Annotated in this window: 1 protein-coding gene; it reads left to right on the forward strand. The window is 61.2% G+C overall.

Annotated features, from left to right (window positions below):
• On the forward strand, window positions 1–237 hold a 237-nt coding region (locus OH705_RS28705), incomplete at both ends, for an ABC transporter transmembrane domain-containing protein (protein ID WP_267303633.1).

Consider the following 237-nt stretch of genomic DNA (forward strand, 5'->3'; position numbering starts at 1 on the left):
CCGATATCCGCCGGGGAGTGTTCGACCACCTGGGGTTGCTGCATCCGGGGTTCTTCGAGGACAACCGTAGTTCGGAGATCCAGTCGCTGCTGACTGCAGACACCACTTTGCTGCAGTCCGTCATCGGCTCGTCGCTGTCGCTGTTCCTGCGCTATGCGCTGATGGTGGTCGGCGGTGTGATTCTGCTGTTCGTCACTAACCCCAAGATGACCAGCATCGTGGTGCTGGCCCTGCCCC

This window comes from Pseudomonas sp. BJa3 (genome assembly GCF_026343815.1).
GTDB classification, from domain to species: domain Bacteria; phylum Pseudomonadota; class Gammaproteobacteria; order Pseudomonadales; family Pseudomonadaceae; genus Aquipseudomonas; species Aquipseudomonas soli.